The following is a 23,423-nucleotide window of genomic DNA, read 5'->3' as shown; positions in this document are numbered from 1 at the left end:
CCTGACCCCGCCCGGCCGGGAGCCCCCGGCCCCGACCTCGGGTCCTGAACCCGCCCTGCCCGGAGTCCCGCCCTGCCCGGAGTCCTGTCCCGGCCGGGGCCCGATTTCGATGCCCGAGCGCCAGGCCCTGAGTCCGGCCCCCGAGCCCGGGGCCGGAAGGGGGCCGCGAAGGGGGTGCGGGGGATTCACCCCCTTCGCGGCGTCAGGTGGCGATGAGGCGGGTCAGAGCCTCGACCACCATCGCGTGGTCCTCGGCCTGGGGGAGACCGGAGACCGTGACCGTACCGATGACGCCCGCACCGTCGACGTGGACGGGGAACGAGCCGCCGTGGGCCGCGTACCGGTCCGGGTCGAGACGGGACGACACCTCGAACGTGGTGCCCTTGGCCCGGAAGCGGCTTCCCACCAGGAGCGAGCTCTCGCCGTAGCGCTCCACGACGCGCCGCTTCCGGTCGATCCAGGCGTCGTTGTCGGCGGACGTGCCCGGTAGGGCGCAGTGGAAAAGCTGCTGCGTCCCGCGGCGGATGTCGATCGTGACGGGTGCCCGGCGCTCCCGGGCGAGCTCGACCAGAATGCCGCCGAGCAGCCAGGCCTCGTCGTGGGTGAAGCGGCGGAGCGTCAGCTGCCGTTCCTGGGCTTCGAGTACGTCGATGTCCGGTGCGCCGGGGAGTCCCGGGGCGCGAGCGGCGTCCGACGCCGGTCCCGCGTTGCCGACGCTTCCCGCGCTTCCCGCGCTTCCCGCGCTTCCCGCGCTTCCCGCGCTTCCCGCGCTTCCCGCGCTTCCCGCGCTTCCCGCGCTTCCCGCGCTTCCGGTGTCCCGGCGGTCCGGGCTGGTCCGGGTGCCCTGGGAGCCGGCGGTGCGCACACCGGCCGGTACGACGTACGCGCCTGTTGTAGCGGGTACGGCGGGTACGGCGGGTACGGCGGGAGCGGTGGACGAGCCGGGAGTGCCAGGGAGCACGGGAGAGTCCGGGGTGTCGTTCATGCGCCGAGCTCCACGGCGATGCCCTCACGGGCGGAGCGGCGCGCCGCTTCCAGGACGTCCAGGGTGGCGGCGGCCTCTCCGGCGGTGACCGGGGGCGGGGTGCCGGTGCGCAGAGCCTCGGCGACCGCGGCGTAGAAAGCCGGGTAGTCGCCGGGGAGGGTCTCGACGGGCCGCCCTCCGCCGGTGAGCGGGGACTCGCCCGAACCGATCCTGCCCCACATCTGCTCCGGTTCCACACCCCAGCCGGCGCCCCCGCGGAACGGTCGCTCGCCGTCACGCAGGGCCGCCTCCTGCGGGTCGAGCCCGTACTTGACGTAGCCCGCCGCCGAGCCGAGCACCCGGAAGCGCGGGCCGAGCTGGGCGGTGGTGGCACTCACGTACAGGTGCGAACGCACCCCGTTCGCATGGGTGACGGCGATGAAGGTGTCGTCGTCGGTCTGCGCGCCCGGACGGCGCACGTCGGACTCCGCGTACACCTGTACCGCCGGGCCGAAGAGAACGAGCGCCTGGTCGACGACATGGCTGCCCAGGTCGTACAGCAGCCCGCCGAACTCCTCGGGGTCCCCCGACTCGCGCCAGCCGCCCTTGAGCTGCGGCCGCCAGCGTTCGAAGCGTGATTCGAAGCGCTGGATGTCGCCGAGTTCACCGCCCTCGACGAGCCTGCGCACAGTGCGGAAGTCGTTGTCCCAGCGGCGGTTCTGGAAGACCGTGAGCAGCAGTCCGCGCTGCGCGGCGAGGGCGCCGAGCGCCCGTGCCTCGGCGGCCGTGCCCGCGATCGGCTTGTCCACGACGACCGGAAGACCGGCCTCGAGGGCGGCGGTGGCCACCGGCACATGGGTCTTGTTGGGGGACGCGATCACGATCAGATCGAGTTCGTCCGCGCGCGGCCACAGCTCTTCGGGAGCGTCGGCGAAACGCACCCCCGGGAACTCGGACCGCGCCTGCTCACGGCGCTCCTCGCTCGATGTCACGACCGTGTCCAGGACCAGGCCTTCGGTCGACGCGATCAGCGGGGCGTGGAAGACGGAGCCTGCGAGGCCGTAGCCGACGAGGCCGACCCGGAGGGGGGAAGAGGCTGAACGAGTCACACCACCACTTAAGCAACGCTGTTGCCAAACTGCAAGCGGGGGGCACAATGGAAGGGTGAGGGTGAACTGGGCCAGAGCGATCGGAGCATCCGGAGAGAGCGCCGGTGCTGCCGCGGCGGGCGGCTGGGGCGTCGGCCCGGGCGTAAACCTGCCACTGCTGCGCAACCACAACGCGGCGCTGGTGCTCGATCTGCTGCGCACCGCGGGCGAGGACGGCATCAGCCGGCTGGAGCTCGCCGAGCGCACCGGCCTGACCCCGCAGGCCGTCAGCAAGATCACGGCCAGGCTCCGGGACGAGGAACTGGTCACGGAGGCCGGACGGCGCGCCTCGACCGGGGGCAAGCCGCGCACGGTCCTGCGGCTGGTCCCGTCGGCCGCGTACGCGGTCGGAGTGCAGATAGACCGGGACGAGCTGACCGCCGTGCTGCTCGATCTGGCCGGCACCCAGGTGGCGTCCCGGGCGGTTACGGCCGATCTCGGCGCCGGCCCGGATGTCGTCACGGAGCGTGTGGCCGACCAGGTCAGGGCGCTGCTGGCGGATTCGCCCGCCAGGATGCCGGTGCCCACCGGGCGGCCGCTGTCCGCAGCGGGGGACGGTGGCACGGGGCAGGCCGCAGAGGAAGCGGGCTCGGCCGAGCGGTTTACCGGGGACCCCGCCGCGCCGTCTGCCGAGGGTTCCGCCGAAGGGCCTTCCGCCGAGGGGCCCGCTACCCGCGTGCTCGGCGTCGGAGTCGCCATGCCCGGGCCGCTCGACCACCGCACCGGGGTGCCCCTGCGCGTCACCGGCTACCCGGAGTGGGACGGCTACCGGCTGCGGGACGAGCTGGCCAACCGGCTGGGCCTGGCGGTCGTGCTGGACAAGGACACCAACGCCGCCGCCCTCGGACTCCTGCTGCGCGGAGAGGTCGGCGATTTCGCTTATCTGCACCTCGGTACCGGAATCGGCGCGGGCCTCGTCCTCGCGGGCGCGCTGCACCGGGGAGCGCGGACCGGGGCGGGCGAGTTCGGACATCAGGTCGTCCACTTCGACGGGCCCCTGTGCCCCTGTGGCAAGCGCGGCTGTATCGAGGTGATGTGTCTGTCGGCCGCCGAGCGCGGTGACATCGCCGAGGCCGCGCGGGTGCTCGGTATCGGCGTGGCCAATCTGGCGCAGCTGCTCGACATCGAGCAGGTGCTGCTCGGCGGCCGGGTCGTCGCCGCGGCCGAAGGCGAGTTCGTACGGGGCGTGCGCTCTGCTCTCGACTCACGCAGCCGGGTGCTGGTGGCACCCGCGGGCGGCGGCGCCTACCGGGTCGCCGAGGGCGCGGCCCAGCTGGTCCTCGCGCCCGTCTTCGGCCGGGCCGAAGTGGCCTACGTGTCCTACCCCGGCTAGGGGGCTTCTGACGGATCTCCGCGGCGTCTCGGCGCCCGGCACGCCCCCACTGCCTTGGGGCGTGGGCGTGGGAGGTACCCCCACTCGCCGCACCGGCCGACAGCGCGGCCGGGCTCAGAGAGGCTCCGAGAGTCGTACACCCGACACGAACCCTGGGCCGAGTGGGCGTAATGGTGTGACTGTCCGACCAGCGGGGCGTGGTGGTCCCGTGGCAACCGGCTCGCACATGGCAGCGTCTGGTCCGGAGCAAGCCCCCGGAGCGAAGGGTTCCCCATGCGACTGTGGCGCGCCCTCGCCGCCGGAGCGGCCACGGCCGCGGCCGTCCCGGCCGTCATGCTCGTGCAGGCGCCGGCCGCATTCGCGGCGCCCTCACTCGGGCTCCCGCCCGCAGCGGCACCCACCCTCATGGCGCCCAGCTCTCCGGCTCCTGGCGTGCGCGGCCCTGTGTTTCCCGTGCCGGCCGCCACCCCCGCCCCCGCGCCCCAACCGTTCTGCGGCAACGTAAGCGCCTCCGTCTTCCCTCTCGGCACCCGGATCGAGGGCGGCCCGGCGTCGTACCGAGCCGGTGCCGGTTACGGTGAGTTCTCGGTCGTGATGACCAACACCACCACCCACCCCTGCGTGAACATCCATCCGGTCGTCGTCCTCACGGGCCGGGACCATGTGCTGACCCCGGCCCGGATCCGGATGGAGTTCCTCGACAAGGCGCACGGGACCTGGTGGCCCGTCACCTTCGTGCCGACCGACCAGGGCGAGGCCGTCGGAGCGTTCGGCGGCACGCGCAGCGCGGGGACGTCACCGTCCGCGGACGAGTTCGGCGGCTTCGCCGTCCCGGGCCGCGGCAGCGTCACCGTCCCCGTGCGTCTGTCCTTCCCCGCCGTGGACACGCTCGCCGACTCCGTCGTCGCCAATGCGGCCGTCGTCCAGCGCCGCGGCGCCGACGGAGACTGGGTGGGCGAGTCGGCGGACTACCGCTTCGCGCTGCTCGCGTCCGAGGAGCAGCAGCCCTACGGGAGGCCGTCCGAGCCCGGTGAGGATCCCTTCGCGGTCCCGCCCGAGGCCGAGGAGCTCGCCCAGACCGGCACCACGTACGACGTCGGTGTCCGGGCCGCCGTCTGCGCGCTCATCGCCGCCGGGATCATGCTCATCGCCGGTGCCCACCTGCTCCGCTCCGGGCGCCGCTGACCCTGCCGTTCACCGGAGTCTGGGACCATCCCCCGGTGGACCACCCGAACGACACGAACTACCCGAACGATCAGGCCCCCGGGGCACCGGTCCGCGCCGGCGTCCCGGAGCACGGACGCGTCCCCAAGTACTACGCCGTGAAGGCGCGTGTGACGGCACTGATAGACGAGCTGGGCGAAGGCGGGCTGCTGCCCACCGAGCGCGATCTCGCCATACGGTTCGAAGTCTCCCGCGAGACCGTGCGCCAGGCGCTGCGCGAGCTGCTCCTCGAGGGGCGGCTGCGGCGCCAGGGCCGGGGCACCGTCGTCGCGGGCCCCAAGCTCGAGCAGCCGCTGTCGCTCGCGAGCTACACCGAGGGTGTGCGGCGCCAGGGCCGTACGCCCGGCCGTAACCTCGTATCCCTCGACCGTTTCCCCTGCCCGGCGCGGCTCGCCGAGGAGACCGGACTGACCCGGGGTGAGCCGGTCTGGCACATGGAGCGCGTCCTGCTCGCCGACGAGGAGCGCGTGGGTCTGGAGAGCACCTATGTCTCCGCGACCCGTGTACCCGGGCTCGACACCGAGTTCGACCCCGACTCCTCGTTCTACGCCTATCTCCGCGACCGGCTGGGAATCGAGTTCGGCGACGCGGACGAACGGATCGAGACGGTGCTGGCGACGCCGCGGGAGGCGCTGCTCATCGGTACTCCGCCCGCGCTGCCGATGCTGCTGATCCACCGAGTCTCGCGGGACACGGCCAAGCGGCCGCTGGAGCGTGTGCGCGCGCTCTACCGGGGTGACCGCTTCAGCTTCTCCGCACACCTCAGCGGCTGATTCTCCGCACACATCGACGGCTGGTTGTCCGCACACATCGACGGCTGATTCTCCGTACATCTCGGCGGCTGGTTCTCCGCACGCCTCAGCGGCTCACGATCTCGCGCGGAGCCCCACGGCACCCCCGTTTGGTAGCGAATGCATAACGGGTCTAGTCCAAGCTTGATGGCCCGTTCATCGCCTCGTTGCCGGAATGACACCCACCGCGAGGAGCGTTGCGGCCATGCGAGTCATCGTCGTAGGAGCCGGCGTGGTGGGAACCATGCACGCCTGGCATGCAGTGGAACGCGGCCACGAGGTCGTCCATATCGAGAGGGAGGCCGAGGCCCGAGGAGCCAGCCTGCGCAACTTCGGCCAGATCTGGATCAGTGGCCGGGCCGGGGGCGAAGAGCTGGAGACCGCGCTGCGGGCGCGGGAGCTGTGGGAGAGCGTCGGCGCCCGGGTCCCCGGGCTCGGCTTCCGGGGCATCGGGTCGCTGACCCCGGTCCGCGGCGACCTCGAACTCGCCGTCGCCGAAGCGGCCGTCGCACGCCCGGACGCCGCCGCCCGCGGCTACAAGCTGGTCACCGCCGACGAAGCACGCGTCGTCAACCCCGCCCTGCGCGGCGCGTTCGACGCCGCCCTGTACTGCGAGCGCGACGCGGCGGTGGAACCGCGCGTCGCGCAACTCGCTCTGCGCCAGGCCCTGCTGGCGTCCGGCCGCTACACCTTCCTGCCCGGTCGCGAGGTCCGTGAGGTCGTCGAGCAGAACGCGCACGGGCGCACATCCGTCCGTGACGACCACGGTGTTGTGCACAGCGGCGACGCCGTCGTCCTGTGCACGGGCGCCTGGCTGGGCGGCCTCGTGCGTGAACTGGTCCCCGACCTGCCCGTGCGGCGTGTCCGCCTCCAGATGGCGCAGACCGCCCCGCTCGGCGAGGCGCTCACCACCTCCATCGCCGACGCCGATTCCTTCCGCTACTACCCGGCGTACCGGTCCGGGGCCCTCGACGTGCTGAACGCCGGTCAGGCGCAGCAGCCCACCGCCGCCGCGCACAAGATGCAGCTGCTGATGGTGCAGCGTCTCGACGGCGGCCTGACCATCGGCGACACCCACGAATACGAGCACCCCTTCGCCTTCGACACCGTGGAGGACCCCTACGAGCACCTCACCGAGGTCATCGAGGGCTTCCTCGGCAGGCCGCTGCCGGCGATCCGCCGGCGCTGGGCAGGGGTGTACGCGCAGTGCACCGACACCACCCGCGTCGTCCACCGCCAGCAGGTGCGGGACGGCGTATGGCTGGTGACAGGACCGGGCGGGCGCGGGATGACCTGTTCGCCCGCCATCGCCGAGACAACCGCGAACGAACTGGGCTGGTGAACCACATGACCACGCACAACACCGCCGGGACGGCCGGCGCTGCCGGAGCCGCCGGGACCGGGGGGATCCGCCTCGTCGTCCTCGACATGGCCGGCACCACCGTCGCCGACGGTGGTCTCGTGGAGCAGGCGTTCTCCGCCGCCGCGCAGCGCCTCGGTGTCGAGCCCGGCACGCCCGACCACGCCGGGAAGCTCGACTACGTCCGCGCCACCATGGGCGAGTCCAAGATCTCCGTCTTCCGCCATCTCTTCGGCGACGAGGCCAGGGCCCAGGCGGCGAACAAGGCCTTCGAGGAGGCGTACGGCGAACTGGTCGACGGGGGCCGTATCGCCGAGATCCCCGGTGCCCGTGCCGCCATCGAAGAGCTCCGGGAGCAGGGCAGGACCGTCGTCCTCACCACCGGCTTCGCCCGGGTCACCCAGGACGCGATCCTCGACGCGCTCGGCTGGCAGGGCCTGGTCCCGCTCACGCTCTGCCCGGCGGACGCAGGCGGCCGTGGCCGCCCGTACCCGGACATGGTGCTGGCCGCCTTCCTGCGGACGGGTGCCGCCGACGGGGTTCAGCAGATCGCGGTCGCGGGTGACACCTCCTACGACATGATGTGCGGTGTGCGTTCTGGGGCGCGTGTGGTGGCTGGTGTGCTCACCGGCGCCCATGACGCCACAGGGCTCTCCGGGGCCGGGGCCACCCATGTGCTCCGTTCCGTGACCGAACTGCCCGGCCTTCTCAGGGAGGAGGACATATGAGCCGCACTCGTGTCCCCACGGACACCACCAGCGGCACCAAAAGCACCACAAGTACCAGCACCGCAAGTACCAGCACCACGAGCACCAACAGCGCCCACGGCACCGGCAGAACCGGCACCCGCAGCGGCATCCGGTTCGACCGCGTCAGCGTCGCCTACGGCGGCACCACCGTCCTCGACTCGCTCGATCTGACCGTCGAGCCGGGCGAGGTCATGGCCCTGCTCGGGCCTTCCGGCTCCGGCAAGACCACCGCCCTGCGCGCGGTAGCCGGGTTCGTACGGCCCGTCTCCGGGCGGGTGTTCATCGGTGACCGCGATGTCACCGCGCTCCCCCCGCACCGGCGGGGCATCGGCATGGTCGTCCAGCAGTACGCCCTCTTCCCGCATCTCCGGGTCCAGGACAACGTGGCGTTCGGACTGAAGGCCCAGAAGGCGCCGAAGAGCGAGATACCCGGACGGGTCGCCGAAGCGCTGGAGATGACCGGCATGGCCGCCTACGCCAAGCGCTATCCGCGCGAGCTCTCCGGCGGACAGCAGCAGCGCGTCGCGATCGCCCGCGCGCTGGCGATCCGGCCGCAGGTACTTCTGCTCGACGAGCCGCTGTCCGCGCTCGACGCCCAGCTGCGCTCCGGAATGCTGGCGGAACTGGCCAGGCTGCACCGCGAGTTGCCGGACGTCTCCATCCTGTACGTCACCCATGACCAGGTCGAGGCACTCACCCTGGCCGACCGCATCGCGGTCATGGACCAGGCAAGGCTCCAGGACTGCGGCACTCCGCAGGACCTGTACCGGCGGCCGCGCACCGAGTTCACCGCGTCGTTCGTCGGCAACGCCAATCTGCTGCCGGTGACGGTCGGTTCGGACACGGTGTCGTTCGCGGGCGCGGAACTGAAGGTGCCGACCGGCGACGTGGCACCGGGTGCGAACGCGACCCTGTGCGTCCGGCCGCACCTCGTCGGCCTCGGTGAAGGGCCCAATGCACTGCGCGGCCGCATCGCCGAGGTCCAGTGGCGCGGATCCACGCACCGGCTGTACGTGGACGTCGACGGCCACCGTCTCAAGGCGGACCTCCGGGAGCTGCGCGAGTCCCCGGTCCTCGGGGACACGGTCACGCTGCACTTCGCGCCCGAGGACGCGGTGCTGCTCGGTGCGGGGGTCACCGATGGCTAGTCCGGGTGAACGCCTCACGGCACTGCGGGACTCCGCACCCGGTGCGGTCGCGGTGCCCCTCGCCCTCGGCGCCCCGCCCGGTGCGAAGACCGCCGCCGGAGCGGGACGGGGACTCACGGCACTCCTGTGGGCGCTGCCGCCCGTCGCCGTCCTCGGGCTGGTGTTCCTCTACCCGCTGGCCCTGGTCGTCCGGGAATCCCTCACCCCCGGGGTCTACGCCGGCGTCTTCGCCTCCGAGGCGTTCCGCGACGCACTGACCACCACCGTGTGGCTGGCGGTGGGATCGACCGCCGGTTGTCTGGTGCTCGGGTTCACGCTCGCGCTGATCATCGCCTTCGTGCCGTTCCCCGGTGGGAAGGCGGTGGCGAAGTTCATCGACGTGTTCCTCTCCTTCCCGTCCTTCCTGATCACCCTCGCCCTGCTGTTCGTCTACGGCACCGTGGGCATGGCCAACGGGCTGTGGACGGACGTCACGGGCGCGCCGGACGGCCCGTTCCACTTCCTCACCACGCCCTGGGGCGTGCTGCTCGCCGAGATCACGTACTTCACGCCCTTCGTGATGCGCCCGCTGCTGGCCGCGTTCTCCCAGCTGGACACCGCCCAACTGGAGGTGGCGTCCTCCCTCGGCGCACGGCCGGCCAGGATCGTCCGGCAGGTGATCCTGCCCGAGGCGCTCCCCGCGCTGGCGGCCGGCGGAAGCCTCGTACTGGTCATGTGCCTCAACGAGTTCGGCATCGTGCTCTTCACCGGTGCCAAGGGCGTCACCACGCTCCCGATGCTCGTCTACGGCAAGGCGATCCTCGAATCCGACTACGCGGCCGCGTGCGTGGTCGCCGTCGTCAACGTCGTGATCTCCGTGGGCCTCTACGGCCTCTACCGGGTGGTGAGCAAGCGTGCTGGTGCATAGCCGTACGGGCAAATGGGCCACCTGGGCCCTGTTCTTCGCCCTTTTTCTGCCGCTCTTCGCCCTGCCGCTGCTGGTGATCGCCGCGGCGTCGCTGTCGACGAACTGGTCCGGGGCGTTCCCTTCGGGCCCGACCACCGAGCACTACGCCTCCGCCGTGCGCGGCGAATCCCTCCAGGCGCTCACCACCAGCCTGGTCACCGCGGTCGCCGCGAGCCTGCTGGCGCTCACCACCGGCACCTGGGCGGCCCTGGCCGCCGCCGCGCTGAGGAAGCGCGGACGCCGCTTCCTCGACGCGCTGTTCATGCTGCCGGTGGCCGTACCGTCCGTGGTGGTCGGGCTGGCCGTGCTGGTCGCGTTCTCACAGCCGCCGATGCTCCTCAACGGCACCCGCTGGATCGTGATCCTGGCGCACACCGTTCTTGTCACGGCGTTTGCCTACCAGTCGGTTTCGGCCGCGATCGTACGTCTCGACCCGATGTACGAGCAGGCGGCGGCCAGCCTCGGCGCCCGTCCCTCGTACGTCCTGTGGAGGGTGAAGCTGCCTCTGCTGCTGCCGTCGCTGAACGCGGCCGCCGGACTCTGCTTCGCCCTGTCCATGGGCGAGTTGAGCGCCACGATGATGCTCTACCCGCCGGACTGGGTGCCGCTGCCGGTGCTGATCTTCACGGCGACCGACCGCGGCTCGCTGTTCACCGGTTCCGCCGTCGCCGTGGTCCTCATGGCCACGACACTGCTCGTCCTGCTCGCCGTATCCCGTATCCGCACCAAGGCCTCCTATCGCTGATCGCCGTCTGCACCCGACCGGCTGATCACGCACCCTGCGCTTTCCCGTACCACCTGCACCCCCCCCGCACCAGCGGATCGACCGGCCCTCCGCTCCACCGGTCGTCCGACTCGCCGCGGTCCGTCCGCTCCACCCCCGGGTATCCGCCCTCATTCCGCAAGGAGTTTCCGTCGTCATGCGTCGCAGCATCAGCACGATCGCCGCCGTCACCGGCAGCCTCACCCTCGTCTCCACCCTCACGGCCTGCGGAGGCGACTCCTCGGACGAGAAGGTCGTCACCGTCTACAGCGCGGACGGCCTCAAGGGGGAGAACGGTGACGGCTGGTACGACCGGGCCTTCAAGGACTTCGAGAAGGAGACCGGGATCAAGGTCGAGTACGTCGAGGGCGGCTCCGGCGAGATGGTGCAGCGTGCGGCCCGCGAGAAGAACAACACGCAGGCCGATGTGCTCGTCACCCTCCCGCCGTTCATCCAGCAGGCCGACTCCAAGGACCTGCTCCAGACGTACGAGCCGGCCGGCTCCGACAAGGTGAACGGCGCCGACAAGTCCGGTGACGGCAAGTGGACTTCGGTCGTCAACAACTTCTTCGGCTTCGTCTACAACAAGAAGGAGCTGACCGAGGCCCCGAAGACCTGGGAGGAGCTGCTCGACGACAAGTTCAAGGACAAGCTCCAGTACTCGACCCCCGGTGTCGCGGGCGACGGCACCGCCGTCGTGATCAAGGCCATGCACGACTTCGGCGGCGAAGAGAAGGCGATGGCCTATCTGAAGCAGCTCCAGGCAAACAACGTCGGCCCGTCCTCCTCCACCTCCAAGCTCGCTCCCAAGGTCGACAAGGGCGAGATCCTCGTCGCCAACGGCGATGTCCAGATGAACTTCGCCCAGTCGCGGTCGATGCCGAACCTCGGCATCTGGTTCCCGGCGAAGGACGGCGGCAAGCCGACCACGTTCGCGCTCCCGTACGCCGCCGGTCTGGTGAACAAGGCCCCGCACGCCGAGAACGGCAAGAAGCTGCTCGACTACCTGCTGAGCGAGAAGGCGCAGAAGCAGGTCAGCGAGATCGGCGGCGGTTTCTCCTCACGCAGCGACGTCAAGGCCACCGACGCCAACGCCATCGAGCTGGCGAAGATCCTCGACGGCGTCCAGGTCTTCGAGCCGAACTGGAAGGACATCGACATGAACCTGCAGAAGTACATCGGTTCGTGGAAGACCGCCACCGGCAGCTGACTCGAAGCCAAGAGTTCACTCCCGGGCCCTGGTGGCCGACGAATTGTCGCGGAATCATAACGGGTACGGACCAACGCCCCTGCTTCGACAGGGGCGTTGGGCTGGGCGCGACCCCATCGACAGGCCACCACTCCCCGACGGAGGACCCCCGATGCCGACTTCCGGCATTCCCCGCCGTACCGTGCTCGCCGCAGGCGCCGCCACCGCAGCGGTCGCCGCCACCGCGACCGCCGTATCCCTCGCGGCCGCCCCCACCGCCCATGCCGCGGCCCCGACCCTTCCGAACGGCACCAGCAAGGACAAGGTGCTGGTGATCGGTATGGACGGCCTGCGCCACGACCGGATCGACGCGGCCGACGCGCCGCACCTCAAGTCGATGATGGCGAACGGCACATACGGTATGTCCCTGCTCTACTCCAGCCCGATGGCCGCGACCTCCTCCGGGCCCGGCTGGTCGACCATCTCCACCGGTGTCTGGCCCGACAAGCACGGCGTGCGGGACAACACCTTCATCGGCAAGAACTACGGCAGGTACCCCGGCTTCCTCGCCCGTCTCGCCCAGGTGCGGCCGGAGCTGTCCACCTAGGCCGCCGTCGACTGGAAGCCGCTGGACACCCAGGGCACGGTCACCCCCGGCGCCGACGCCAAGCTGGTCCTGGACGGTGACGCGGGCGGCTACGCGGTCCACGACGCCACCATCGCCACCGAGACCGAATCGATTCTGCGGAACCAGAACCCGGACGTCCTCTTCGTCTACTTCGGCGAGACCGACGAGGTCGCGCACGGCCAGGGCACCGGCCAGAAGTACCTCGAGGCCATCTCCGTCCAGGACTCCTACGTGGGCCGGCTCCTCGCCGCGATCAAGGCCCGCCCGTCCTACGCCACCGAGCGCTGGACCGTCATCGTCGCCACCGACCACGGCCACATGGACGCCGGCGGCCACGGCGGCAGCTCCATCGAGGAGCGGCGGACCTTCGTCCTCGCCCAGGGCCCCGGTATCGCCGCGGGCGCCCGCCCCATCGACACCCGGCTCGTCGATGTCGCCGCGACCGTCTTCAAGCAGCTCGGCGTCACCCCCGACCCGGCCTGGGGGCTGGACGGCAGGCCCGTCCAGGACCGCTCCGCCGACCCGTTCGACACGCTGCAGTCCTCGCTGGGCACACGGGTGGACGAGACCGGCATCCCGGCCGGCGTCCTCGGTTTCACCCGCACCGCGCCCAGCGGCTGGTCGGTCATCGACAACGCCATGGGCACGGGCGGGGTGGCCGAATGGCACGGCTGGTCCTTCGCCACCAACGAGTTCTGGTCCCGTACACAGCGTGACCAGTGGCGGGAGCTCAACGTCCGTGCGCGCGGCGTCTTCGCGGTCGCCGACTCCGACGAGTGGGACGACAAGGCGAACTCGGGCGTGTACGACTCCACACTGGTCAGCCCGGCGTACGACGTGAGCGGCAAGACCACGGTGCGGCTCGACTTCACCACGCTCTACCGCCAGGAGGGCAGCCAGAGCGCCCGGATCCTGGCCTCGTTCAACGGCGGCACCCCCGCGGTCGTCAAGAGCTACACCTCGGACGTGGTGTCACAACCGCAGTCGCTGTCCGTCCCGGTCCCGGCCGGTGCCTCCAGCGTGAGCTTCCGCTTCCGCTACACCGGCCACAACAACTGGTACTGGGTGATCGACGGGGTGAAGGTCACGGCTTCCTGACCGCGGAAAGCATTGCTTCCGGAGCGGGGACCGATCCGGAGGACACCGCCTAGGCTGGGGGCGCCGGTACATCGTCGTGACGGCGCCCCCGACAGCACCCCGCACCTCGCACTGCGCGCGTACGGCAGGAGTCCGCTTCATGGCAGAGCGCAAGCCGATCGAATCCTGGCTCACCGACATGGACGGTGTCCTCATCCACGAGGGCGTGCCCATTCCCGGGGCAGACGCCTTCCTCAAGAAGCTCCAGGAGACCGGCAGGCCCTTCCTGGTGCTCACGAACAACTCCATCTACACCCCGCGTGACCTGCACGCCCGGCTGTCACGGATGGGTCTGCACGTGCCCGCCGAGAACATCTGGACGTCGGCACTGGCCACCGCGCAGTTCCTGGACGACCAGCGTCCGGGTGGCAGCGCCTATGTCATAGGCGAGGCAGGGATGACCACGGCCCTGCACGACATCGGGTACATCCTCACCGACCAGGACCCGGACTACGTGGTCCTCGGTGAGACCCGCACCTACAGCTTCACGGCGCTGACGAAGGCGATCAGGCTGATCAACGAAGGAGCGCGCTTCATCGGGACCAATCCGGACGCGACCGGTCCGAGTCTCGAGGGGCCGCTGCCCGCGACCGGTTCGGTCGCCGCGCTGATCACCAAGGCCACCGGCAAGGAGCCGTACTTCGCGGGCAAGCCGAATCCCCTGATGATGCGGACCGGGCTCAACGCCATCGGTGCGCATTCCGAGACCAGCGCCATGATCGGTGACCGGATGGACACCGATGTGCTGGCCGGCCTGGAGGCGGGCATGCAGACGTTCCTGGTGCTGACGGGTGTGATGACCGCGGCGGACATCGACCGCTACCCGTTCCGGCCGTCCAAGGTCGTCGACTCGATCGCGGACCTCATCGACAGGATCTGACCCGAGCTAGGTCCTGTCCGGGCGATCTTCTCGGGCCCGCGACGACAGCTGCGGCCCTCCCCCAGCTACCGCTGGGAGGTACCCCCACGCTGCGTTGTCGGAGTCGTCCGAGTACGCCCAGTACGAGGACGATCCTTCGCCTTGCGATGCACCGCATCTGACGCCGCGGGCCAATCCTCAAAGATCGCCCGGACAGGACCTAGGCGGCTGTGGACCCGCCGATGCACCCCTCCGGTGCGCATGGCGGGCCGCGCGGGCCTGCCCCCGAACGGCCTCCTTTCCGCCCCCGGGATTGACCCATCCGGGTTCCCTGGAGATGCGGAAACGGGCGAAGCGCGTGAATCTACTGATACCAGGAGGTTCACAATGCGTTCTGTTTCCATTGCTCTCCGTGTCGTAGGGGCGGCCGGCGGTCTCCTGTTGCTGGCGCCCGCAGCCGGAACCGTGTACGCGGCGGACGGCGGGCCGGTGACGGCCCCTCCCGGCCACGCCGTCCGGCCCGCGGCCGACGCACCGGCGCGTACCGGTGACTGCGAGGACCGGGCGGCCGCCGCCGCACCTGAGGTGTACGTCTTGGACGCCGAGCTGTCCGGGGTCGGTGGCCCGAAGGGCCCACTGCTCGGAGACACGAGCGCCGCAGCAGGCGCAGGCTCCGGCACGCTCGTCACCGGAACCCTCTGCGGCAGCCGGGAACAGGGCGCGGCCGGCACGGCCCGCACCGCCCGGGAGGAGGGGGACGGGGACCAGAGCCCCAAGCCGAAGCAGAGCTGGAACCAGAACAAGACCTGGGAGCAGGAGAAGAGCCGCGACCAAGAGCGCGACAAGAAGCGCGACGAGGGCACCGACCGGGACAAGAAGCGCGACGACGGCGGCACCGACCGCGACAAGAAGCGCGACGACGGCGGTGACCGGGACAAGGGCCAGGGCCGCGACAAGAACCAGGGCCGCGACAAGAACCAGGACGACGTGGAGATCGATCTCGACGGCCGGGACGACGGGGACGCGGACGAGGGCGGGGACCCGGATCCGGAGAACACCCCGTACGCGCCCGTACGCGCAGGCGGCGGCGGAACCGCCACGTCCTTCGCCGCCGACGGCTCCCGGCACACCGGCCGGCAGGGGCCGGGTACCCCGCACACCGTGGTCGGGCTGGTCCTTGCCGCCGTCGCGGCGATCGCCGTCGCCTTCCGCAGTGCACGGCGCCGCCGCGTGGACGCCACGGACAAGGACTGACGGCCGTGCCATCGGGCGGTGACGCTTCCCCCACACCCCCCGCGGGAAGCGGCCGGTTGCTGACGGGCGTGGCCTGGGCGGTGCTGCTCCTCGGTCTGTGGCTGTGGGGGCGAGGCGTGGCGGACGGGCCCGGCGGCAGCTCTGCCCCCAGGACCGGAGATGTGGCCGCGGTCGGCCGGCCCCTCGGCGTACCGCTGCCCCCCGCCCACGATCCGCTGCGCCCGGCCGGACCCAGCAAGGTGGAGATCCCTTCGATCGGGGTCAGGGCCCCGGTCGTGACCCGTGGTCTGGACGCGTCGGGCGCGGTCGAACCGCCGCCGTACGCCATGGCGCAGACGGTGGGCTGGTTCGGGTCCGGCACCGAACCGGGGGCCGCGGGTGCGGCGCTGTTCGTCGGCCATGTCGACACCGCGACCGAACCGGCGGTCTTCTACGGGCTCAGCGCGGCCCGCCCCGGCCAGAAGATCAGGGTCACCCGGACCGACGGCTCGGTCGCCGAGTTCACCATCGACGACGTCCAGGTCGTCAGCCGGGACCGGTTCGACGCCCGGAAGGTGTACGGGGCAAGGCAGCCCGGCAGGGCGGAACTGAGGTTGATCACCTGCGGGGGAACTTTCGACCGTTCAACACAGTCCTATACGGCAAACGTGGTGGTGTCGGCCTATCTGACGGACGCCCGCGGGATCTGACAGGATGCGTTCTGCCGGTCTTGTCCGGGAGCGGGGCGCCGGATGTGTGGTCTGGCCACTATGCACCATGCACCAAGGGGGAGTGGATGTACGGCAGTTTCGCCGGGCGGGTCCGCTGGGGGGCGGCCGTCGTGGGAGTCGCGCTGCTGCTGTCGGGGTGTTCGTCCTCCGACGACGGTGGGGACGACCGGCCGCCGGTTGCCCAGCAGCCCAAGGGCACGGATCCGTTCTGGGTCAATCCCGACGGCAAGGCGGCGCGGCAGGTCGCCGCGTACCGCGAAGGCGGCGACCAGAAGAAGGCCGCGCTGATCCAGAAGATCGCCGGGCAGCCGGTGGGCGAGTGGATCGGCCCCGACAAGCCCGAGGCGGAGGCCAAGGGGCTTACGGAAGCGGCGCAGAAGGCCGACCGTGACGCCCTGCTGGTGCTCTACAACATCCCGCACCGCGACTGCGGCCAGTACTCCAAGGGCGGCGCCGCCGACGGGAACGCCTACCGTACATGGGTCGACAAGGTCGCCAAAGGCATCGGCGACCGGCGCGCCACGGTGATCCTGGAACCCGACGCACTGCTGCACCTCGTGGACGGCTGCACCCCGGACCAGTACCACGAAGAGCGCTACGACCTGCTGAAGGGCGCCATCGCCCGCCTCAAGAAGCAACCCGCCACCCAGGTGTACCTCGACGCGGGCAACGCCGGCTGGTCACACCCGGACTCCCTGTTCGAACCCCTCCAGTGGGCAGGCATCGCCCAAGCCGACGGCTTCGCCGTCAACGTCTCCAACTTCCAGACCACCGCGGCCAGCAAGGACTTCGGCAGGAAACTCTCCGCGAAAGTCGGAAACAAACCCTTCGTCATCGACACCAGCCGCAACGGCAACGGCCCCTACACCCAAGGCGACCCCAAAGAAAACTGGTGCAACCCCCCAGGCCGCGCACTCGGCGAACCACCCACCACCAAAACCGGCGACCCCCTCGTCACCGCCTACCTCTGGATCAAACGACCGGGAGAATCAGACGGCGACTGCAAAGGCGGACCCAAAGCCGGAGACTGGCACCCACGCTACGCCCTCGAACTGGCCCGCAACACCAAGTAGGCGAGCGGGCGGGGTCTGAGGACTTCGCCCGCCGGCCCCTGCCCGGCCACAGGACGAGCCCGCAGGACGAGTAAGGGGGTTGCTCCCGCAGACACTGCGGGAGCAACCCCCTTACTGATGCCGGTACCCGGCCGGCCACGACCTCTTAGGGAACCTCGACCCAGACGGCTTCGGACGGCGTGCCCTTGGCGTCCGTCACGAAGAGCATGTACCAGCCGGACGGTACGAGGGATCGGTTCTTCGGCACGGTGACCTCGAATCCGTCCGCCGTCTTCGTCATCTTCAGCGCGATGGAACGCTGGTCGACGTCGGTGACGTGGGTGACCGCGCTCGGGCGCATCAGCTTCGCGGTCGTGAGCTTCGACGCCTGCGGGCTCTTGAAGGTGCCGGACGCGCCGCGCTTGATGCTCTTGGGGCCGCCGCTGATCGCCGGGCGGGAGTCCCGGTAGAGATACGGCGGGGTGTAGATCTCGATCCGCTGCTCGAAGACGCCCGGCTTGGTGTTGGCGTCGTCGGCGAACAGCGAGTCGGAGCCGAAGATCATCAACCGGCCGTCGGGCAGCAGCACCGAGCCGGAGTGGTAGTTGCGTCCCACCCGCGGGTCGGCCACGCGCTGGTAGTCGCCGCTCTTCGGGTCGTACGTCCGTGCCTCGAGGATGTTGGAGCCGCCGCGTCCGCGGTAGTCCTCGGAGCCGCCGGTGACGAGCACGCTGTCGTCCGGGAGCAGCGAGGCGCTCGGGTAGCGCGTGCCCTTGTCCAGGGTGGCGCCGTCCTTGAAGCTGGGCTTCGGGTCCTTGAGGTCGACCAGCCGGGAGTTCTTGCTCGACTTCTCGGACTCGCCGACGCCGCCACCGCCGATGACCATGAACTTCTGGTCCTGGGCGGGCGGCAGCATCACCGTGGCGGAGGTCTCGAGCTTGTCGGGGTCGCTCATGCCCGGGATCTTCTGGAACTTGTTGGTGTCCAGGTCCCAGATGCCCGGGTCACGGCCGATGTCGGCCGGTCCGTAGCCGGCGTTCGAACCGGAGTAGAAGAGCTTCCCGTTGTCCATCAGGAAGATCGCCGGGTAGGTCGGGAAGCGCCGTTCGAAGCCGGTGTACTTCCACTTCTTGGTCTTCGGGTTGTAGATCTCGTCCTTGCCGGGCACGATCTGCCCGATCTCGTCGAGGCCGGACAGGGACAGCACCTTGCCGTCCTTGAGCGTGGTCAGCGTCGGGTACCAGCGAGCCTCGTTCATCGGGTCGACCGTGATGTACTTCTCGGCGACCGGGTCGAACTCGTAGGCCTCCTTGATGCCCTGGAAGTCCTTCTTGTCGAGGGCCAGCTTCTGTGCGATGCCGTAGACGTTACGGCTGTCGGAGCCGGTGAGCCCGTGCACCCGGTAGTTGTCCTCGGTGCCGGTCTCGTGCGACTTCCCGGACTCCTCGGCCTCGACGTAGATCCGGCCGAGCCCCGCCTCGGTGCGCAGGAACTTGCCGGTCGCCTTGTCGAAGACCTTCTTCGCGCGCTGGACCAGCACCGGGTCCTTGGAGACGAAGGTCTTGCCGTTGGCCTTGCCGGTGAACTTGGTTCCGGCGGGCAGGGTGATCGGCTTGTCGGGGTCCTCGTTGTGGACGATCATCAGGCCGCCGGCCTTGGAGACATCGCCCTGGAGCTTCTCGTACCGCTTGGTGCCGCCCGCGACCAGCAGCTTCCCATCGGGCAGCTGGGTGTGCCCGGCGCAGAACATGTCCTTGGGCGTGGGGATCTTCTTGAAGGAGTTGTCCGCCGGATTCCAGAGCACCGACTCGAACTTCTTCGCGTCGAAGTTCTTCTGGTTGTTGCCGGAACCGGCGATCAGCAGCACCTTGCCGGTGTGGAGCAGGGCGGCGTGGATCGAGTTGATCCGGTACTCGGAGGGAACGTCGAGGAAGTCCCAGTGGCCGTTGGCGGCCTTGTACTCCGGCTTGTTGATCTTGTACTCGTGGTACTGCGCCGATCCGTAGCGGTACAGGGCGGGGCCGTTGAACCCGGCGACCACGGCCACGACGCCCACGCCTATCAGGATCCGCCGGGCCCGGTTCTTGCGGTGGTTCGGCCGGACGGGAAGGGTGCTCATTTCTTACGTCCCCCAAGGGCGATCTGCATGGTCTGATCGGGGGCCCAACCGGGCTTCGCCTGCGGCTCGTGGGCGATCTGCGGGTCCGTGTCGGGCGCCCCGTCGCCTCGCCGGTTCTTCCGCCTCCTGCGGTTCTTCTTCTCCTGGCGCATCTGGTACCGCCAGGCGAAGATGGGCGCCGCCGTGATCAGCAGGGCCAGCGAGGCCCAGGTGATCATCGCGGGGTGGTCATGGCCGAAGTAGAACGAAGAGGCCAGCGAACCGCCGAAGACCAGGATGAAGAACAGATGGATCCGGAAGGTGCCGAAGAGGGTGTCCGGGCTGGACGAGTCGCCCTTGGGGGTCACGACGAACTTGCTCTTGCGGCGCAGCACGGCGTCCATCAGGGAGCGGGCGTAGATCGGCGCGGACAGCGCGGACATCACCATGCCGGCGAGACCGCCGGAGCCCTCGGGCTCGTGCGGCGAGACGTTGTGGCGGCGGTTCCAGATGTAGAGGCCGATCTGCAGCGCCGAGGCGTTGCCGTACAGCATCATCCAGATCAGCGGGTCGATCTGCACACCCGAGGCGCCCATACCGAGGAACAGGGCGCAGCTGAGCGCCGCCAGAATCCAGTTGAGGGCGGACATCGGGTAGAAGATGATCATCATCGTGTAGTTGAAGAGCTTGCCGGGCGGCAGTGTCCCGAAGCCCCTCCAGTACTGCTTGAGGATCGTCTCGTAGGTGCCTCGTGACCAGCGCAGCTGCTGGGTGAAGAAGTCGGTCCAGGCGGACGGCCCCTCGCCGACGGCGAGCACGTCCGGGGTGTAGACCGAACGCCACTTGTTGCCGCTCTCGGGGTTGCGGGCGCGGTGCATCTCGAAGCCCGTCGCCATGTCCTCGGTGATCGAGTCGTACAGACCGCCGATCTGCTTGATCGCCCTGATCCGGACGGCGTTGGAGGTGCCGACGAACATGGGGGCGCCGTAGCGGTTGCCCGCGCGCTGGATCAGCGCGTGGAAGAGGAACTGCTGGGACTCGGCGGCCTTGGTGACGAAGGTGTCGTAGTTGCCGTAGACCTGGGGGCCGATGACGAAGCCGACGTCCGGGTCGCGGAAGTATCCGAGCATCCGCTCCAGATAGTTCGGCAGTGGGACGTGGTCGGTGTCGACCGACGCGAAGTAGTCGTACTTGTCGCCGTGGGCTTCGAGCCAGGCGTTGTAGTTGCCGTGCTTGGTCTTGGCCCGGTGGGCGCCGGTGGGCTGGTTCCACTTGGCTATGCCCTTGCGGGAGAAGTGGTGCACGCCGAGGCGTTCGCAGACCTTCTTGACCTCGGGGTCGTTGCCCTCGTCGAGCAGCCAGACGTGCATCAGCCCGCGGTGGCGGATCTTCACCGCCGCCTCGAGGGTCTTCGTCACCATCTCCAGGGGCTCCTTGCCCGGCACGAAGGAGGTGAGGAAGGCGACCCTGGTGCCGGACTCCGGCACGACGGGGACGGGGTCACGCGCGACGAGCGTCGCGTGCGCGTTCGACAGGACGTTCATCGTGCGGAAGAGCTCGATCAGGCCGATCGAGACCAGCATGACGACGTCGAGCCACAGCAGCAGGTCGTTCTTGAGGTTCGGGTCCCGCTCGGTCCAGTGCTGAGGCTGCATCAGCCAGGCGAACAGGCCGAGCGAGACGAGGGGGGCGGCGCCGAGGAGCATCGCGGCGCGTATGCGGTGCGGCTCCTGTGAGATCAGGGACCGGTACTGCACCCGGTACGGCTTCGACGGGTCGGGCTGTGTGAGGGGGCCCGCGAGCCGGCTGTAGTGCTCGTAGTCGTACCGCGGCAGCGCCTTCCTGGGGCGCAGCCGGGTCCCGGACGTTCGCAGCGTCGGGGGAACCCGAAGCTGCGTGGTCTGGGAAGGGTCGTTGTCCTGCTGCCGGGCGCCGTTCGGCGTCGACGTCATGATTCATCCCCCCGCACGCCTGCTGGCTGCGTGATCGTTCGTTCTCTCGGTCCGGGTCGCGGTCCCCCTCGACCAACCGTCCGGACGCGTCAATGGTCAGGCCACTGTCCCGTAGACATGGAAACGTGGCCTTCCGGTTGCATGATGCCCGGCGCGGGCACTGCTTCGCGAACGGGGTCCCCTTCCCCGCCGTCGGCGCAACCGGGGCATCCCCCGTAAACCGCCCCAACTTCTCGACCCGGTGGCCCCATTGGAGCCATCGGTTCCAGGACAGGTTCTACGACCCAGGCCTTGATCGCAAGGCGGTCCCCGTACCCGGTCATAGAGCCGATTTGGGGGAGGCGCGCCGAGGGTGGCCGGATGTACGGAACCACCGGAGCCCCCTCACGTCGGTGAGGGGGCTCCGGTGTTGCGTGCGCCGCCAGGGACTCGAACCCCGGACCCGCTGATTAAGAGTCAGCTGCTCTAACCAACTGAGCTAGCGGCGCTTGCTGACCTGGAGAACTCTACCCGACATCCAGGTGTGCTCCGGACCATTTCCTTGTCGCTCTCGGCCTGTCGGATGGTCGTTTTTTCCCTTTGATCCGTCAAAATACGATCTATCAGAACAGTTAAGACAGTGCGGAGGGGCACCGTAATGACCGTTCCGGCGTTCGAGGAGTTCGAGCCGGCTGCAGACTGCGCCTGTGCGGGATGTACGCAGGCGCGGCGTGCGCGGGCCCGCGCACGCACATGCGGGGTAGCCGTGGGGAGCCGACCGGTGGTGCACGGTGCCCGGTATGTGCTGGTCCTGGCCGCCGCGGCGGGTGTGGTGCTGGGCGGTGGCGGCGGGGGAACAGGCGCGCTCGCGGTGGCCGCGGGGCCGGTGTCCCCAGGGCCGGCGCAGGTACAGGACCCCGGCGCGGACACCCCGCAGGGCGGCCAGGGTCCGCTGCACGGCGGCCCGGCACCCGGTGCGGTCTCCGTGCCGGTGGCGGACCTGCGCACGACGACCCGCGCGGACATCATCAACCGGGCCAAGCTCTGGGTGGACGCCAAGGTGCCGTACTCGATGACCGGATTCTGGTCGGACGGTTACCGGCAGGACTGTTCGGGCTTTGTCTCGATGGCCTGGAACCTCACGGGCAACGAGTGGACCGGGAGTCTCGCGAAGTTCGGGGTCCGGCTGGACCGCAAGGACCTGCAACCGGGCGACATCCTGCTGTTCCACAACCCTGCCGACCCCGCCAAGGGTTCGCACGTCACGATCTTCGGCGGATGGACCGACTACACGCACACCCACTACCTCGCCTACGAGCAGGCGAAGCCGCACACCCGCAAGCAGCCCACCCCGATGGCGTACTGGAGCAACTCCAGTCTTTATGTGGCATACCGCTACAAAGGGCTCACGGGTGTGGCCACGCCCGCTTCGGCGCTGCCTCAGTCCGTCCCGTCTCTTCCGTCCGTCCCGTCGGTCCCGCCTGTGGTCTACCCGGGCATCGGGCTCTTCGGGCCGGGCAGGGACAACCAGCACGTGGCCCGGCTCGGCAGTCTGCTCAGGGAGCGGGGCGCCAAGGCGTTCTACCGCCGGAATCCCGGGTCGGCCTGGAGCGAGGCGGACCGGCGGGCGACACGGGCGTTCCAGCGTGCCCAGGGCTGGACCGGCGCACAAGCGGACGGCCTGCCGGGTCCCGGAACCTGGAGCCTCCTGGTGAACGGCACCGGAAAGGACATCCCGCACGCCGGTGGCGGCGAAGCCGCGCCGCGCGGTGCCGACCGCGGTAAGGCTGCCCGTGCCGCGCCGCGTGGTGCCGCCGACGACGGCAAGTCCGGCCGGGCCGTGCCGCGCGCCGCCGGTCAGGCCGCCCCGAAGGCGCGGCCAATCGTTCCCGGCTACCCCGGCCTGGGGCACTTCGCCCCCGGCCGGACGAACGCACATGTCGAGAAGCTCGGCCGCCGACTGGCGCAGCGGGGCTTCGGCAAGCACTACACATCGACGGGGCCCGGCCAGCAATGGACCGAGGCGGACCGCCGCAACGTCGAGGCGTTCCAGCGCGCACAAGGCTGGCGCGACGGCGCAGCGGACGGCTACCCCGGCCCCGAGACCTGGCGACGGCTCTTCTCCTGATCCGCCGCCGC

The 23,423-nt window shown here is 70.1% G+C and carries 20 protein-coding genes and 1 tRNA gene; 16 read left to right on the top strand and 5 right to left on the bottom strand.

Annotated elements, in window-relative coordinates:
- Nucleotides 1-202: 202 nt before the first annotated feature.
- Nucleotides 203-985 carry a heme-degrading domain-containing protein gene (locus tag ACTWOL_RS14120; RefSeq protein WP_474297035.1) on the bottom strand — a complete coding sequence of 261 codons (783 nt, stop codon included), beginning with the start codon at nt 983-985 and terminating at the stop codon, nt 203-205.
- A complete protein-coding gene (locus ACTWOL_RS14115; protein ID WP_474297034.1) occupies nt 982-2,073 on the bottom strand; it encodes a Gfo/Idh/MocA family protein in 1,092 nt (363 codons plus the stop codon). Before ACTWOL_RS14115 ends, ACTWOL_RS14120 begins: the two co-directional genes overlap by 4 nt.
- A 55-nt stretch (nt 2,074-2,128) precedes the next feature.
- Between ACTWOL_RS14115 and ACTWOL_RS14110 the strand changes: the two genes are divergently transcribed.
- The 15 genes from ACTWOL_RS14110 (at nt 2,129) to ACTWOL_RS14040 (ending at nt 17,276) form a co-directional block, all read left to right on the top strand.
- Complete coding sequence (locus tag ACTWOL_RS14110) at nt 2,129-3,445, top strand: ROK family transcriptional regulator (protein WP_474297033.1); 1,317 nt, start codon at nt 2,129-2,131, stop codon at nt 3,443-3,445.
- A 273-nt stretch (nt 3,446-3,718) separates the two neighbouring features.
- On the top strand, nt 3,719-4,630 hold the full coding sequence (locus ACTWOL_RS14105; RefSeq protein WP_474297032.1) for a hypothetical protein: 912 nt from the start codon (nt 3,719-3,721) through the stop codon (nt 4,628-4,630).
- Between the two features lie 35 nt (nt 4,631-4,665).
- Nucleotides 4,666-5,442 carry a GntR family transcriptional regulator gene (locus ACTWOL_RS14100; protein WP_474297031.1) on the top strand — a complete coding sequence of 259 codons (777 nt, stop codon included), beginning with the start codon at nt 4,666-4,668 and terminating at the stop codon, nt 5,440-5,442.
- Nucleotides 5,443-5,665: 223 nt separating this feature from the next.
- Nucleotides 5,666-6,802 carry a TIGR03364 family FAD-dependent oxidoreductase gene (locus tag ACTWOL_RS14095; protein ID WP_474297030.1) on the top strand — a complete coding sequence of 379 codons (1,137 nt, stop codon included), beginning with the start codon at nt 5,666-5,668 and terminating at the stop codon, nt 6,800-6,802.
- Between the two features lie 5 nt (nt 6,803-6,807).
- Nucleotides 6,808-7,548: a phosphonatase-like hydrolase gene (locus ACTWOL_RS14090; RefSeq protein ID WP_474297029.1), complete on the top strand. Its 741-nt coding sequence runs from the start codon at nt 6,808-6,810 to the stop codon at nt 7,546-7,548.
- Nucleotides 7,545-8,717, top strand: coding sequence for an ABC transporter ATP-binding protein (locus ACTWOL_RS14085; RefSeq protein WP_474297028.1), 1,173 nt, complete (start codon nt 7,545-7,547; stop codon nt 8,715-8,717). Before ACTWOL_RS14090 ends, ACTWOL_RS14085 begins: the two co-directional genes overlap by 4 nt.
- Nucleotides 8,710-9,624: a 2-aminoethylphosphonate ABC transporter permease subunit gene (locus tag ACTWOL_RS14080; protein ID WP_474297027.1), complete on the top strand. Its 915-nt coding sequence runs from the start codon at nt 8,710-8,712 to the stop codon at nt 9,622-9,624. Before ACTWOL_RS14085 ends, ACTWOL_RS14080 begins: the two co-directional genes overlap by 8 nt.
- The gene (locus ACTWOL_RS14075) at nt 9,611-10,408 is read left to right on the top strand and encodes an ABC transporter permease (RefSeq protein ID WP_474297026.1); all 798 of its coding nucleotides are present in this window, start codon (nt 9,611-9,613) and stop codon (nt 10,406-10,408) included. Before ACTWOL_RS14080 ends, ACTWOL_RS14075 begins: the two co-directional genes overlap by 14 nt.
- A gap of 175 nt (nt 10,409-10,583) precedes the next feature.
- Nucleotides 10,584-11,636, top strand: coding sequence for a 2-aminoethylphosphonate ABC transporter substrate-binding protein (locus ACTWOL_RS14070; protein ID WP_474297025.1), 1,053 nt, complete (start codon nt 10,584-10,586; stop codon nt 11,634-11,636).
- A 151-nt stretch (nt 11,637-11,787) separates the two neighbouring features.
- Nucleotides 11,788-12,222, top strand: a complete 435-nt coding sequence (locus ACTWOL_RS14065) for an alkaline phosphatase family protein (RefSeq protein WP_474297024.1) — start codon at nt 11,788-11,790, stop codon at nt 12,220-12,222.
- A gap of 21 nt (nt 12,223-12,243) precedes the next feature.
- Nucleotides 12,244-13,341, top strand: a complete 1,098-nt coding sequence (locus ACTWOL_RS14060; protein ID WP_474301157.1) for an alkaline phosphatase family protein — start codon at nt 12,244-12,246, stop codon at nt 13,339-13,341.
- 139 nt (nt 13,342-13,480) lie between these two features.
- The gene (locus ACTWOL_RS14055; protein ID WP_474297023.1) at nt 13,481-14,260 is read left to right on the top strand and encodes an HAD-IIA family hydrolase; all 780 of its coding nucleotides are present in this window, start codon (nt 13,481-13,483) and stop codon (nt 14,258-14,260) included.
- Between the two features lie 366 nt (nt 14,261-14,626).
- The gene (locus ACTWOL_RS14050; RefSeq protein ID WP_474297022.1) at nt 14,627-15,493 is read left to right on the top strand and encodes a hypothetical protein; all 867 of its coding nucleotides are present in this window, start codon (nt 14,627-14,629) and stop codon (nt 15,491-15,493) included.
- Nucleotides 15,494-15,498: 5 nt separating this feature from the next.
- Entirely contained in the window at nt 15,499-16,182 is a 684-nt protein-coding gene (locus ACTWOL_RS14045) for a class F sortase (protein ID WP_474297021.1), read from the top strand.
- 86 nt (nt 16,183-16,268) lie between these two features.
- Nucleotides 16,269-17,276: a glycoside hydrolase family 6 protein gene (locus tag ACTWOL_RS14040; protein ID WP_474297020.1), complete on the top strand. Its 1,008-nt coding sequence runs from the start codon at nt 16,269-16,271 to the stop codon at nt 17,274-17,276.
- A 145-nt stretch (nt 17,277-17,421) separates the two neighbouring features.
- Here ACTWOL_RS14040 and glxA read toward each other — a convergent pair whose 3' ends face one another.
- The 3 genes from glxA to ACTWOL_RS14025 all read right to left on the bottom strand — a co-directional run bounded on the left by glxA (nt 17,422) and on the right by ACTWOL_RS14025 (nt 21,793).
- Entirely contained in the window at nt 17,422-19,374 is a 1,953-nt protein-coding gene (gene glxA, locus ACTWOL_RS14035) for a radical copper oxidase GlxA (protein ID WP_474297019.1), read from the bottom strand.
- Nucleotides 19,371-21,305 carry a glycosyltransferase family 2 protein gene (locus tag ACTWOL_RS14030; RefSeq protein WP_474297018.1) on the bottom strand — a complete coding sequence of 645 codons (1,935 nt, stop codon included), beginning with the start codon at nt 21,303-21,305 and terminating at the stop codon, nt 19,371-19,373. The genes glxA and ACTWOL_RS14030 overlap by 4 nt, the downstream gene beginning before the upstream one ends.
- 414 nt (nt 21,306-21,719) lie before the next feature.
- Nucleotides 21,720-21,793: transfer RNA gene (locus tag ACTWOL_RS14025), tRNA-Lys, on the bottom strand.
- A 272-nt stretch (nt 21,794-22,065) separates the two neighbouring features.
- Between ACTWOL_RS14025 and ACTWOL_RS14020 the strand changes: the two genes are divergently transcribed.
- On the top strand, nt 22,066-23,412 hold the full coding sequence (locus ACTWOL_RS14020; protein ID WP_474297017.1) for a peptidoglycan-binding protein: 1,347 nt from the start codon (nt 22,066-22,068) through the stop codon (nt 23,410-23,412).
- The last annotated feature ends 11 nt before the right edge of the window (nt 23,413-23,423 follow it).

The sequence above is a fragment of the Micromonospora sp. IBHARD003 genome (genome assembly GCF_056106285.1).
Note: the sequence above shows the minus strand (reverse complement) of the source record. Positions and strands in the feature narration are given on the sequence as shown.

What these genes read in the sequence shown, in the direction of transcription:
- ACTWOL_RS14120 (WP_474297035.1), bottom strand. Translation starts at nt 985, where the DNA reads ATGAACGACACCCCGGACTCTCCCGTGCTCCCTGGCACTCCCGGCTCG.
- ACTWOL_RS14105 (WP_474297032.1), top strand. Translation starts at nt 3,719, where the DNA reads ATGCGACTGTGGCGCGCCCTCGCCGCCGGAGCGGCCACGGCCGCGGCC.
- ACTWOL_RS14095 (WP_474297030.1), top strand. Translation starts at nt 5,666, where the DNA reads ATGCGAGTCATCGTCGTAGGAGCCGGCGTGGTGGGAACCATGCACGCC.
- ACTWOL_RS14090 (WP_474297029.1), top strand. Translation starts at nt 6,808, where the DNA reads ATGACCACGCACAACACCGCCGGGACGGCCGGCGCTGCCGGAGCCGCC.
- ACTWOL_RS14085 (WP_474297028.1), top strand. Translation starts at nt 7,545, where the DNA reads ATGAGCCGCACTCGTGTCCCCACGGACACCACCAGCGGCACCAAAAGC.
- ACTWOL_RS14080 (WP_474297027.1), top strand. Translation starts at nt 8,710, where the DNA reads ATGGCTAGTCCGGGTGAACGCCTCACGGCACTGCGGGACTCCGCACCC.
- ACTWOL_RS14070 (WP_474297025.1), top strand. Translation starts at nt 10,584, where the DNA reads ATGCGTCGCAGCATCAGCACGATCGCCGCCGTCACCGGCAGCCTCACC.
- ACTWOL_RS14065 (WP_474297024.1), top strand. Translation starts at nt 11,788, where the DNA reads ATGCCGACTTCCGGCATTCCCCGCCGTACCGTGCTCGCCGCAGGCGCC.
- ACTWOL_RS14055 (WP_474297023.1), top strand. Translation starts at nt 13,481, where the DNA reads ATGGCAGAGCGCAAGCCGATCGAATCCTGGCTCACCGACATGGACGGT.
- ACTWOL_RS14050 (WP_474297022.1), top strand. Translation starts at nt 14,627, where the DNA reads ATGCGTTCTGTTTCCATTGCTCTCCGTGTCGTAGGGGCGGCCGGCGGT.
- ACTWOL_RS14040 (WP_474297020.1), top strand. Translation starts at nt 16,269, where the DNA reads ATGTACGGCAGTTTCGCCGGGCGGGTCCGCTGGGGGGCGGCCGTCGTG.
- glxA (WP_474297019.1), bottom strand. Translation starts at nt 19,374, where the DNA reads ATGAGCACCCTTCCCGTCCGGCCGAACCACCGCAAGAACCGGGCCCGG.
- ACTWOL_RS14030 (WP_474297018.1), bottom strand. Translation starts at nt 21,305, where the DNA reads ATGACGTCGACGCCGAACGGCGCCCGGCAGCAGGACAACGACCCTTCC.